This window comes from Caulobacter sp. FWC2 (assembly GCF_002742625.1).
Classification (GTDB): domain Bacteria; phylum Pseudomonadota; class Alphaproteobacteria; order Caulobacterales; family Caulobacteraceae; genus Caulobacter.
Genome location: NZ_PEBF01000001.1, coordinates 990564 through 1002412, shown reverse-complemented (window position 1 = coordinate 1002412; position 11849 = coordinate 990564). Strand labels below are relative to the sequence as shown.

The 11849-nt window shown below is 69.2% G+C and carries 11 protein-coding genes; 5 read left to right on the top strand and 6 right to left on the bottom strand.

Annotated features, from left to right (window positions below):
- Positions 1-212: 212 nt before the first annotated feature.
- A complete protein-coding gene (locus CSW62_RS04745; protein ID WP_099576028.1) occupies positions 213-1880 on the bottom strand; it encodes an ATP-binding protein in 1668 nt (555 codons plus the stop codon).
- 63 nt (positions 1881-1943) lie between these two features.
- Entirely contained in the window at positions 1944-2699 is a 756-nt protein-coding gene (rutR, locus tag CSW62_RS04740; RefSeq protein ID WP_099576027.1) for an HTH-type transcriptional regulator RutR, read from the bottom strand.
- A 109-nt stretch (positions 2700-2808) separates the two neighbouring features.
- Between rutR and rutB the strand changes: the two genes are divergently transcribed.
- From rutB to rutA, 4 genes are all read left to right on the top strand, one after another.
- Entirely contained in the window at positions 2809-3528 is a 720-nt protein-coding gene (gene rutB, locus CSW62_RS04735) for a pyrimidine utilization protein B (RefSeq protein ID WP_099576026.1), read from the top strand.
- Between the two features lie 11 nt (positions 3529-3539).
- Positions 3540-3929, top strand: coding sequence for a pyrimidine utilization protein C (rutC, locus tag CSW62_RS04730; protein WP_099576025.1), 390 nt, complete (start codon positions 3540-3542; stop codon positions 3927-3929).
- 140 nt (positions 3930-4069) lie between these two features.
- The gene (gene rutD, locus CSW62_RS04725) at positions 4070-4870 is read left to right on the top strand and encodes a pyrimidine utilization protein D (protein ID WP_099576024.1); all 801 of its coding nucleotides are present in this window, start codon (positions 4070-4072) and stop codon (positions 4868-4870) included.
- 4 nt (positions 4871-4874) lie between these two features.
- Positions 4875-5933 (top strand): pyrimidine utilization protein A, encoded by a 1059-nt coding sequence (gene rutA / locus CSW62_RS04720; RefSeq protein WP_099576023.1) that lies wholly within the window; start codon positions 4875-4877, stop codon positions 5931-5933.
- Positions 5934-6056: 123 nt separating this feature from the next.
- On the opposite strand, the gene CSW62_RS04715 is transcribed toward rutA, so the two are convergent.
- The 3 genes from CSW62_RS04715 to CSW62_RS04705 form a co-directional block, all read right to left on the bottom strand.
- Positions 6057-6572, bottom strand: coding sequence for an FKBP-type peptidyl-prolyl cis-trans isomerase (locus tag CSW62_RS04715; protein ID WP_099576022.1), 516 nt, complete (start codon positions 6570-6572; stop codon positions 6057-6059).
- 217 nt (positions 6573-6789) lie between these two features.
- Positions 6790-7455, bottom strand: a complete 666-nt coding sequence (locus CSW62_RS04710) for a response regulator (protein ID WP_099576021.1) — start codon at positions 7453-7455, stop codon at positions 6790-6792.
- Positions 7452-9611 carry an ATP-binding protein gene (locus CSW62_RS04705; RefSeq protein ID WP_099576020.1) on the bottom strand — a complete coding sequence of 720 codons (2160 nt, stop codon included), beginning with the start codon at positions 9609-9611 and terminating at the stop codon, positions 7452-7454. The genes CSW62_RS04710 and CSW62_RS04705 overlap by 4 nt, the downstream gene beginning before the upstream one ends.
- Positions 9612-9767: 156 nt before the next feature.
- Between CSW62_RS04705 and CSW62_RS04700 the strand changes: the two genes are divergently transcribed.
- Positions 9768-10490, top strand: a complete 723-nt coding sequence (locus tag CSW62_RS04700; RefSeq protein WP_099576019.1) for a hypothetical protein — start codon at positions 9768-9770, stop codon at positions 10488-10490.
- Positions 10491-10497: 7 nt separating this feature from the next.
- On the opposite strand, the gene CSW62_RS04695 is transcribed toward CSW62_RS04700, so the two are convergent.
- Positions 10498-11811: an amidohydrolase gene (locus CSW62_RS04695; RefSeq protein WP_099576018.1), complete on the bottom strand. Its 1314-nt coding sequence runs from the start codon at positions 11809-11811 to the stop codon at positions 10498-10500.
- Between the last annotated feature and the right edge of the window lie 38 nt (positions 11812-11849).

Here is an 11849-nt window from a genome sequence, read left to right as displayed (position 1 = left end):
AAGGGCTAGCAGGGGTGGGCGTTTGGACGAGGGGTGGCGGGGTGCTCAGCAAGCCTTGACGTCAAAGACCTCGATTTCTCGGCATAAGGATGATCCGGCTGCGTGCGAACTGTGCAGGCAGCGAAGACGACACCTAGCTTCCTATTTCCTCGTCATTCCCGCCACAGGGGCGGGAATGACGATAGGGGTGGGTATAGGCTTGGCCCGTCCTCCTACCCCACCACCCGCAAGGTCGGCCGGTCGGCCGCGGCCTGGATCAGCGGCGCGACGAAGTGGAAGCTGGACCCCAGCCCCAGCGTCGAGTTGACGTCGATCGTACCGCCCATCAGTTCGACCAGCTCGCGACAGATGGACAGGCCCAGGCCGGCCCCGTCGTGGGCGCGGGTCAGGGAGCTGTCGACCTGGGAGAAGGTCTTGAACAGCTCGGGCAGATCCTGGGCGGCGATGCCCAGGCCCGTATCCTCGACCTCAAAGCGCAGGCCCTTGGCCGTGGGGCGGACGCGGACGGTGACGCCGCCGTCGTCGGTGAACTTGACGGCGTTGGCGATCAGGTTGCCCAGCACCTGGCGCAGGCGCATCGGGTCGCCTACCCAGCGGCCGCGCAGCTCGGGGGCGATGTCGGCGGTCAGTTCGAGGTTCTTGGCCATGGCCGCGCCGGAGAAGGCCGCGCACGAGGCCTCGACCAGGGCGGCCAGGTCGAAGGTCTCGGTCCGCAGCCGCACCGCGCCGGCTTCGAGGCGGGCGATGTCGAGGATGCTGTTGAGCAGGGCCAGCAGCGCCTGGCCGGACTCCTGCAGGATCTTCAGGCGGCGGCCCTGGGTGTCGCTCAGCGTGTCGGCGGCCATCACCTGGGCCATGCCCAGCACGCCGTTCAGCGGGGTGCGGACCTCGTGGCTCATATTGGCCAGGAAGCGGGTCTTGGCGGCGTTGGCGGCCTCGGCCTCGTCCTTGGCGGCCAGAAGGTCCAGACGCCCGGCCTCCAGCTTGCGCAGAGCCTCCAGTACCCGGTGGGTCAGCATGGCGCCGGCGGCGGCCAGCACCAGGAAGCCGGCGGCGATCCAGGGGGCCAAGCCCTTCAGCAGCGACAGGCCAGGATGCTCCGCCGCCCAAGCCAGGGCGCCGATCGGGCGGCCGTAGATATCGTCGAGCGCCACGCGCGGCGTCGCGTCGCGCGGTTGGTCGACGAAGACCAGGCCCTTCAGATCGAGGTCGGTGGCGAAGCCGTGCACGAAGGCCTTGTCCAGGCGGCGCGCGGTCACGACCACGGCCGGCGGACCGTCGTAGCGATGGGATCCGGCCACGCTCTCGGGCGTGACGGCGGCGATGGCCACCAGATAGACCTGGCCGTCGGCGCGCATCAGACCGGTTTGCGTGACTTCCCCGGCAATGCTGACGCGCCCCTCGCGGCGCGCGATCCGGGCCTTGGCGGCCACGTCGGCGACCACGCGGGCGGCCTCACCCGGGAAGTCGCCCAGCGCTCGCACCGGGACGCGCTGGCCGGCCTCGGCCGCGTAGACCACCTGCCCCGACTGCATGACGAAGGTGACGTCGTGGCCGAACTGCTGACGGTAGTAGGTCCCGAAATTGGTGTCGCCCCAGGCCAGGTCGGGCTTCCAGCCCATCGCCACATAGGCCGAGTCCCACACCGTCGCGGAGGTCAGCTCGCGCTCCAGGCGGTCCAGGGTGCGCGAGACCGTGCGACGGACCAGGGCGACGTTGTGAGTGTCGTCGCTGCGGTCCACCGAGCGGGCGGCCAGCAGCATCAGGGCCAGGCTGCCTAGGATCGAGACGACCACCAGCACCGCGGCCGCGCCGACGATCCCGTGGATCAGGCGCATCGGCCGCGCATCGGCTTGCAGGGAGGATGAGAGCGGCGCCATGTCGGAGCCACCCTGAGGGCGAATGGCTTTTCCCGACAGGTGACGCGGCGCCGCAGCGCATGGCTAACGAACCCTTACCCCGTCCAGCACTAGGGCGGTCAGGGCGGCGCGGGTCTCGTCCATGAACCCCTTGTCGGACAAGGTCTTGCCGCTCAGCGCCCGCACCTGGACGGCGAAATCGGCATAGTGCTGGGTCAGGGCCCAGATCGCGAAGATCAGGTGCGACGGATCGACCCGGTTCAGCTTGCCCGCCGCGATCCAGGCCTGGATCACCGCCACCTTGGCGTCGAACACCGCCTTCAGAGGACCCGCAAGGACCGGCTTCAGGAGCGGGGCGCCGCGCAGCATCTCCAGGGCGAACAGGCGCGAGACCTCGGGGTGGTCGCGGCTGAGCGCCAGCTTGGCGTCGATCAAGGCGGCGATAGCCTCGGCGGGGTCGTCGCCCTCGGTGAAGCGGCTCAGCGGGGCCAGCCACAGCGACAGCCCCTGCTCCAGCACCGCCAGGTAAAGGGCGTCCTTGGTCGGGTGGTAGTAGAGGAGGTTGGCCTTGGAGATCCCGGCCGCCTGGGCGATGGCCTCGACGCTGGCGCCGTCCAAGCCCAGGCGCGCGAACACGCCGAGGGCGGCCTTCAGGATCGCGGCCTTGCGGGCCTCGCCGGCCCTTTCGCGAGGACCCGGGTCGCGGCGGCCCTTGGGCGCTTCGGTCGCCGCGATGGCGCCCACGCTTTGAGCGGCCTTGACCAGCTTGCGGGCGCCGGAGGCCTGTTTGCCCACGGCCTTGCGCGGCGGCTTGACGGTGGTGGCGGCGGCGTCGGTCATGCGCTCTCGAACTTGGACCATTTGGTCAAACATGGACCGAACGGTTCGGATTGCAACGTTCTTCCGAATGGTATTCCATGCCGTCTGGACATCACAAGGCGCCGCGTCGATGAGCTCTCCCATCACCCCGCTTTCGCCCGGTGCGATCATGCTGCCGGCGCGGCCCGAGCCGATCCCGGTGGACCCGAAAACCACCGCGCTGATCGTCATAGACATGCAGAACGCCTACGCCTCCAAGGGCGGCTATCTCGACCTCGCCGGCTTCGACATCTCGGGCGCGGCGAAGGTGATCCAGGAGATCAAGACCATCCTGCCCGTGGCCCGCGCGGCCGGCATGCAGGTGATCTATTTCCAGAACGGCTGGGACGACCAGTATGTCGAGGCCGGCGGTCCGGGCTCGCCCAACTGGTGGAAGTCAAACGCCCTGAAGACCATGCGCGCCCGGCCCGAGCTGCAGGGCAAGCTGCTGGCGCGGGGCCAATGGGACTATGAGCTGGTCGACGACCTCAAGCCCGAGCCCGGCGACATCCAGCTGCACAAGACCCGCTACAGCGGCTTCTTCAACAGCCAGCTGGACAGCGTGCTGCGGGCGCGCGGCATCCGCCATCTCGTCTTCGTCGGCATCGCCACCAATGTCTGCGTCGAGTCGACCCTGAGGGACGGCTTCTTCCTCGAATATTTCGGGACCGTGCTGGAGGACGCCACCCACCAGGCGGGTCCGGACTTCGTGCAGAAGGCGGCGCTGTTCAACATCGAGAGCTTCTTCGGCTGGGTCTCGACGACGGCCGATTTCAAGGGGGCGTTCGGGCAACTGGCGCCGGAAACCTAGGGAGATTTGAGATGCCCAAGACCGTCATCACCCCGCCCGGCACGGGCGTCCCCATCGCCCCGTTCTCGCCCGGCACGCTGGCCGACGGGATCGTCTATGTCTCGGGCACCCTGGCCTTCGACAAGGACAACAACGTCGCCTTCCCCGACGACGCCGAGGCCCAGACGCGCCAGGTGCTGGAGACCATCAAGTCGGTGATCGAGACCGCCGGCGGCACGATGGAGGACGTGACCATGAACCACATCTTCCTGACCGACTGGGCCCACTACGCGCCGATGAACAAGGTCTATGCCGAGTACTTCCCCGGCGACAAACCGGCCCGCTACTGCATCCAGTGCGGCCTGGTGAAGCCCGGCTTCGTGGTCGAGATCGCTAGCGTTGCTCATATCGGGAAGCGCTGACCAATGACTTCCCTCCCCCGCTCATCCCCGCGAAAGCGGGGACCCAAGCCGAGTCAGCGGAACGTGGCTCGGCCGCGCCAAACCCCGACAGTCAGCTTGGGTCCCCGCTTTCGCGGGGAAGAGCGGATGGGGGTGAGGTCATGACCTCCGGCACAGTCGACGGCCTCCACTACGAACTGCACGGCGGTCCGGTCGCCGGTCGCGAGGTCGTGCTGCTGTCGTCCGGCCTGGGCGGTTCGGGCGCGTTCTGGGGGCCGCAGATGGCGGCCCTGACCGAGCGCTGGCCGGTGGTGCTGTATGACCATCGCGGCACGGGGCGCAGCGTCCGCGAACTTCCTTCACCCTACAGCGTCCAGGACATGGCCGACGACATGGTCAAGGTCATGGACGCTCTCGCCCTGCCCCAGGCGCATGTGGTCGGCCACGCAGCCGGCGGCAATGCGGGTCTGGCTCTGGCCCTGTCGCATCCCGACCGCCTCGGCAAGCTGGTGGTCGTCAACGGCTGGTCGCGGCCGGATCCGCACATCCGGCGCTGTTTTACCACCCGCCTCCACCTGCTGAAGGACAGCGGCCCCAGAGCCTATGTCCACGCCCAGCCGATCTTCCTCTATCCGGCCGACTGGATCTCGCGGAACCACGCCCAGCTCGAGGCCGAAGAGGACCACCATGTCGCCGGCTTTCCGCCGCGCGAGGTGATGCTGGCGCGGATCAACGCCCTGCTGGCCTTCGACGTCGACGCCCGTCTGGACGAGATCACTCACCGGGTGCTGATCAGCGCCAGCGCCGACGACATGCTGGTGCCGGTGAGCTGCTCCCAGCGCCTGGCCGGCCGCCTGCCCAACGCCGACTACCAGGTCGCCGCCTGGGGCGGCCACGGCTTCACCGTCACCGATCCCGAGACCTTCAACGAGGGTCTCATCAGGTTTCTAGAGGGGAACTAACTCCATGCAGGTCGGCGTCTTCATCCCCATCGGCAACAATGGTTGGCTGATCTCGGAGAACTCTCCGCAGTACATGCCCAGCTTCGAGCTGAACAAGGAGATCACCCAGAAGGCGGAGAAGTACGGCTTCGACTTCGCGCTCTCGATGATCAAGCTGCGCGGGTTTGGGGGCAAGACGCAGTTCTGGGAGCATAATCTCGAGAGCTTCACCCTGATGTCGGGCCTGGCCGCTGTGACCTCGAAGATCAAGGTCTTCGCCACCGTCGCCACCCTGACCATCCCGCCGGCCATCGTGGCGCGCATGGCCTCGACCATCGACTCGATCGCCCCGGGGCGCTTCGGCATCAACCTGGTGACCGGCTGGCAGAAGGCCGAGTACAGCCAGATGGGCCTGTGGCCGGGCGAAGAGCACTATACCGACCGCTACAACTACCTGGCCGAATACACGACCGTGCTGAAGGACCTGCTGGAGACCGGCGTCTCGGACTTCAAGGGCAAGTACTTCACCATGGAGGACTGCCGGGTCAGCCCGCACCCCAAGGAGACCAAGCTGATCTGCGCCGGCTCGTCCGACGAGGGCCTGGCCTTCACCGCGCAATATGCCGACTACAGCTTCGCCCTGGGCAAGGGGACCAACACGCCGACCGCCTTCGCCTCGGTCAACAAGCGGCTGGAAGCGGCCGCCGAAAAGACTGGCCGCGACGTGCAGTCGTTCATCCTGTTCATGATCATCGCCGACGAGACCGACGAGAAGGCCATGGCCAAGTGGCAGTCCTATCGCGACGGCGCCGACCAGGAGGCCCTGGCCTGGCTGACCCAGCAGGCGGCCCCGAACGCCAAGGCCGGCGCCACCACCAACACCACCCAGCTGGCCGCGCCGGAATCGGCGGTGAACCTGAATATGGGCACGCTGGTCGGCAGCTATGAGAGCATCGCCCGGATGATGGACGAGATCGCCGCGGTCCCGGGCACGGCCGGCGTGCTGCTGACCTTCGACGACTTCGTGAAGGGCGTCGAGGACTTCGGGGAGAAGATCCAGCCGCTGATGAAGTCGCGCAACTAGATCCTCCCCCGCGCTGCGGGGGAGGTGGCCCAGAGGGCCGGAGGGGGCTAGCTCTGCCTAGGCCGTGAAGGCCCCCTCAGTCACTCCGTGACAGCTCCCCCGCATCGCGGGGGAGCATCTTCATTAATCCACCGCCAGCATCCCGATCAGCTGCAGGCGGAACACCAGCACGCTGTCCGGCGGGATCTCGCCCATGTCGCGCGGGCCGTAGCCCAGCTCCGAGGGAATGTAGAGGGTCCACTCGTCGCCGACCTTCATCTTCGGCAGGGCTTCCAGCCAGCCCTGGATCAGGCCGTCGGCCGGCATGATCGCCGCCTTGCCGCGCGCGAAGCTCGAGTCGAACACCATGCCGTCCAGCAGCTTGCCCTCGTAGTGGACCTTGACGATGTCGCCGAGCTTGGGCGACGGGCCGGTCTTCGGGCCCGAGGTCACGACCTTGTACTGCAGGCCCGACGGCAGGGTGACGACGCCCGGAGCCTTGGCGTTCGTCGCCAGGAAGGTCTTGCCGGCCAGGGCGTTGGCCGAGGGCGCGGCGGCCATCTGCGGCGGGGCGGTCGGCGTGACCTGGGCGTGGGCCGCGCCGGCGGCGAGGAAGGTCATTGCAGCCATTGGGGCGGCCATGGAGGCGAGAAGGCGCATCAAGGGTCTTTCGAACGCTGGTGTCAGTGAGCGACACCGTAGCCATCCTTGAGCGGAACTTCGCGGCGAAATTTCGCCTTCCCCAAACCGCTCATCCCCGCGAAAGCGGGGACCCAAGCTGATGTCCAGGATGTGGCTCGGTCGTGGGCTTTCTGCTGACTCGGCTTGGCTCCCCGCTTTCGCGGGGATGAGCGGAGTTTGGTTGGATGCGAGAGCCTCAGACCAGCCCTCGCTTCTGCGCCTCCAGCGCCGCCTCGGCCCGGGAGCAGATGTTGAGCTTACGGTAGATCGCCTTGACGTACCCCGCCACGGTAAGCTCGGTGACGCCCATGACCTTGGCCGCCTCGCCCGAGCGCAGCCCCCGGCCGATCAGGCGCAGCACCTCGGTCTCGCGCGGGGTCAGGGCCGCCTCGGGCTCCACCGTCTGGATCAGAACCGGCCGGGCGCGGAAGTAGTCCAGCATCCGCCGGGCCACGGCCGGCGACAGCGGGGTTTCGCCCGCCTCCAGGCGGCGCAGATAGCGGACCAGCTCGTCGCGGCCCATGTCCTTGAGCAGATAGCCCCCCGCCCCCGCCGCGATGGCGTCGAACAGGTGGTGGTCGTCGGCATAGATGGTCACCACCACCGACCGCGTCGCCCCGCCCGAGCGCTCGGCCAGATCGCGCAGGAAGTCGACGCCCCGCCCGTCCGGCAGGGCCAGGTCGACCAGGGCCAGGTCCGGCGCGCCGTCGGACAGGAACGAGCGCGCCTCGGCCAGGTCCGCCGCGCCGCGCGCCACCACGCCGGGGAACGCCTCGGACAGGGCCGCCAGCAGGTGCTCGCGAGTCTCGGACTGGTCTTCGAGGACAAGCGCGGTCGTTGGGGCGTTGGGAGGCAGGGTCATGCCGGGGCGCTCGCATCGACGGGCGTCGACAGGCGGACCACCGTACCCTTCGGGGTTTCAGGGAAGTCCACCGTGCCGCCGATCTCGCCCAGGCGCCGCTCCAGATTGGCCAGGCCGCTGCGGCGTCCGCCCGGTTCGCGCGGCAGGCCGACGCCGTCGTCGCTGAGGGTCAGCTCCAGCCGGCCGGCGTCCTCGTGGACGGTGACGGCCACCGTGGTCGCGCCGGCGTGGCGGATGGCGTTGGAGATCACCTCGCGCACGGCCGAGGTCAGGTTCTTGTAGACGCGATAGGGCGCGGTGACGCCCGGATCGGCCAGCTCGACCGGCGGCCAGTCCAGGGCGAGACCGACCGCCTCCAGCCGCTCGGCGGTCTCGTGGCGCAGGTCGGCCAGCGCCGCCTCCAGCGGCAGGTCCTGCCCGGACAGGCCCGAGACGATGGCCCGCAGGTCGCCGATCGCCCCGCGCACGGCCTCACGGGTCTGGGGCAGGTCCTGGCGGTGCAGGCCTGACAGCAGCCGCGCCCCGACGTCGTCGTGCAGGTCGCGGGCGATGCGCAGGCGCTCCTCGACCACGCCACGGGCATAGGCGTCGCGGCCCTCCTCGATCTGGCTGAGCAGCCCGACGAGCTGGTCGGCCAACTGGGCCTGGGCCGTGCCGAACAGCCCTCGCCCCCGGAACGGGAAGCGTAAGGTCAGACCCGAGGTCCCGGCGGCGGCGGGCAGGCCCAGGGCCACGCCCTCGTCAAGGATCTCGGCCTTGGCGTTGCTCGCCAGGGCCGGCGTGATCTCCAGCGGCTCATAGACCTTGGACAGCAAGGCCTTCCAGGCGTCGGCCCGCGCCTCGGGCCCGTGGATCAGGGCGACCTGGGCCACGGCGGCGAACATCTCGTGGTCCTTCAGGGTCTTGCGGCCCAGGGTCCGCCGCCACAGCACGTCGCGGAACGGCAGGTAGGCGAAGGCGACGACCAGCAGCGACACGCCCAGCGCCGCCTGCGGGCTGGTCCCCATGGCCGTGATCAGCAGGCCGTCCAGCGCCAGCAGGGCCGCGCCGGCGCTGAGATAGAACAGGATCCGGAACGCCCACTGGTCCAGCTCGAACAGGCGGTGGCGGCGCAGGCCCACGGCCATGCCGACATAGATGATCACGAAGAAGCCCAGCGAGAAGCGCGGGTCCAGGAACGGCCGCATCCCCAGCGCGATCGGCACGGCGACATTACCGATGAAGGCCCCCGCCCCGACGATCACCGACAGGCCCAGCCACCGGGTGGCGGCCATAGCGGCGGGGTCCTTGCGGCTGGCGAAGGCCTGGACGGCGATGGCCACGATGATCAGGGCCATCTCGATCGAGGTGATCGCCTGGCCCATGCTCTCGACCGACGGATTGCCGGGCAACAGCGGCGTCAGCGCCCAGGCCAGCACCCACAGCGGCGCCAGCAGCATGATCGGCAGCTTGGTGACCCGCTTGGGATAGGCCAGGAAGAAGGCGATCATCGCCCCGCCATAGGCCACCGCTCCGGCCATGTTCAGCCGCGCGACGATCGTCGCCAGCGTCCCGTCCATGACCAGCTCGACGCTGGAATTGACCGCCCAGCCGAAGGTGAAGGCCAGCATCGACAGGCCGGTCAGGGAGAAGAGCTGGGTGGACAGCTCCCGCGGCCGCAGGGCCCAGACCCAGCCGACGATCAGGGCGGCGATCAGGCCGAACGCCAGATTGGCCCAGAACTCCGCGCCCAGGCGGGTCAGCGGCCGGACGCGGCTGTCCAGGGTGACGACCCGCTGGACGCCGTCTTGACCCGCCAGGCGCAGCACCCGAGGCTCGGCGCTCAGGGCTCGGGCGAAGGCGTCCTCGCGGCGGGCCTGCTCGCGCGCCTGGGTCTGGGTGGCGGCCGTCTCGAGGCCGCCGATCTCGGAAGCCCGCAGGGCGGGCGCGGCGCGGTCGCCCCCGACCCCGGCCAAGCGATCGCCGACCTTGGCCCCGACGCGGTCCAGCGGCCCGCCAGGCGTGAGACGGGTGATCACCACCGCCCCGTCGGGCCTGGCGGTGAAGTCCGCGCCCAGCCAGGCCGGCGTCATCGCCATCCACACGCCGATCAGCGCCGTCGCCACGCACAGCAGGACGACGCCGAGCAACAGGGTGGTGGGGGAAGAGGCGCGCATGCGGCCTTTACGGAAACGGTTGAGGACCGCCGGACCTTGGGGCAGGACCGGCGCCGCCGCAACCTTCACGGAACACCGTTACAGGGACACCCCCTGTTCCGGGGGTTGCGTCCGGGGCGTTTCGTGTAAGCTGCGCCGAGCAGCGGGGGCTGACGCATGACGACGGTGGATATCCAAGGCTGGTCCAGACCGGGCGCGGACCGGCGGTTCTTCACGATCATGGCCGGCGTCGTCGCCGTCGTCGTGGCCAGCGGCTTTGGTCCCAGCTACGCCGCCAGCCTGCCCCCGCCCGGCCTGCCGTTCTGGGTTCACCTGCACGGCGCGGCCATGACCGCCTGGATCCTGCTGTTCGCCGTCCAGGCGTGGCTGGTGAGCAAGCGGTCGTTGGCCCTGCACCGGCGTCTGGGCTGGCTGTCGATCGGCCTGGTCGTGGCGATGGTCCCGCTGGGTCTGGCCACCAACCTGCTGGCCATCAAGAGGGGCGCGACGCCGCCGTTCTTCACCCCCGCCGAGATGATGGCGGCCGACTTCACCGACATCTTCCTGTTCGTCGGGCTCTATGTCGCGGCGATCCTGCTGCGGCGGCAAGGCGCCTGGCACAAGCGTCTGATGCTGTGCGCCACGGTGCTGCTGACCTGGCCGGCGCTGGGGCGGCTGATCCCGCTGCGCGGCCTGGGGATGGCCAACATCATCCCCGCCTCGATCGGCCTGCTGATCCTGCTGGCGCTGGTCGGGCCGCTGTTCGACCTGGCCACGCGCCGCAAGGTTCACCCGGCGTACTTCTGGGGCGTGGGGTTGATCATCCTGGCCCAGCCGGCCCACGCCTTGATCGCGGCCAGCCCCCTCGCGCAGGGGCTGGCGCACAAACTGGCCAGCTGATCTTCGTCTACTTCCCCGCGACGTTGAGCACGGCCAGGGTCATGGCCTCGACGCCCGTGCGGATGGTCGGCTCGGGCGTGGGGGCGAAGAACGGCGAGTGGTTGGACGGCAGCTGACGGCCCTCGGCCTTGGCCTTGGCGACCTCGGCCGGGTCGTAGCCGCCGATGCCGAAATAGACCGACGGCACGCCGGCGATCACGAATTCCGAATAGTCCTCGGACGCCGAGCCCGGCCTGTCCTGGACCACGGCGTTCTTGCCGAAAGCGGCCTTGAACACCACCGCCGTGCGGTCGGTCAGGGCCTGATCATTGACCACCATCTTGCCGCCCGGCGTGATCTTGACGTCGGCGGGCGGTGCGCCGGCCATGTCGGTCACGGCCTTCACCGTGCGCTGGACGCCGTCCAGGATCCGCTCGCGCACCGCGTTGTCCTGGGTGCGGACGGTGCCGCGGATGCGGGCCTTGTCGGGGATGATGTTGCCGGCGCTGCCCGCCTGGATCGAGCCCACCGTGACCACGCCGAAGGCCGAAGGGTCCTTCTCGCGGCTGATCACGCTCTGGACATCGACGGTGAAGCGGGCGGCCATCAGCACCGGATCGATCGTCGTGGCCGGCATCGAGCCGTGGCCGCCTCGACCGTTGAAGGTGATGTCCAGCCCGTCCGAGGTCGAGGTCAGCACCCCGGCCTTCCAGGCGACCTCGCCGGCCGGACCGTTGCCGACGTGCAGGGCGAAACCGTAGTCCGGCTTGCCGCCGATCTTGTCGAACAGGCCGTCGGCCAGCATGGCCCGCGCGCCGCCGGTGGTCTCTTCCGAGGGCTGGGCGATGAACACCAGCGTGCCCTTCCACTTGGCCTTCAGGGCGACCAACTGCTTGGCCGTGCCGACCCAGGCGGCCATGTGGATGTCGTGGCCGCACGAGTGGGCGACGAAGGTCTTCTCGTCGCGATAGGTCGCGGTGCCCTGGCTGGCATAGGGCAAGCCCGTCTTCTCCTGCATCGGCAGGCCGTCCAGCTCGGTGCGGACCAGGATCTTGGGACCCTCGCCGTTCTTGAACACCGCCACGAGCCCGGTCTTGCCGACGCCCTCGGTGACGGTGAAGCCGAGCGCCCGCATCTGGGCGGCGAGCTTCTTGGCCGTCTCGACCTCCTGGAAGCCCAGCTCCGGATGGGCGTGGATGTCCTTGTATAGCGCGTCCAGCGACGGGTAGTCGCGGTTCAGCTGGGCGTCGATGGTCTTCAACGTCGCGGGAACATTGAGGGGCGCGGCGTAGGCGGCGGTGGCCAGGAACGCGGCGATCGCCGTGGCAGCGAGGAGTTTCATGCGGGGTCTCGAGGGCGGTGAGTCCCCTGACTGACGCA